Here is a 222-nt window from a genome sequence, read left to right as displayed (position 1 = left end):
GCGATACGTGCCAGCGGAATCATGCACAGAAGCAGTTGCACTGAAAGCCGTTGAAAGCGATGGCGGTGCCCTGCAATACGTGCCAGCGGAATCATGCACAGAAGCAGTTGCACTGAAAGCCGTTGAACGTAATGGCTATGCCCTGCGATACGTGCCAGCGGAATCATGCACAGAAGCAGTTGCACTGAAAGCCGTTGAAAGCGATGGCGGTGCCCTGCAATA

The 222-nt window shown here is 54.5% G+C and carries 1 protein-coding gene; it reads left to right on the top strand.

What is annotated here, in order from left to right; all coding sequences use genetic code 11:
* The coding region (locus ACO0LB_RS21090) for a DUF4116 domain-containing protein (protein WP_423052715.1) at positions 1-222 on the top strand (222 nt) is incomplete at both ends.

Origin of the sequence: Undibacterium sp. SXout7W (genome assembly GCF_049339385.1) — a bacterium.
GTDB lineage: Bacteria > Pseudomonadota > Gammaproteobacteria > Burkholderiales > Burkholderiaceae_D > Undibacterium.
Note: the sequence above shows the minus strand (reverse complement) of the source record. Positions and strands in the feature narration are given on the sequence as shown.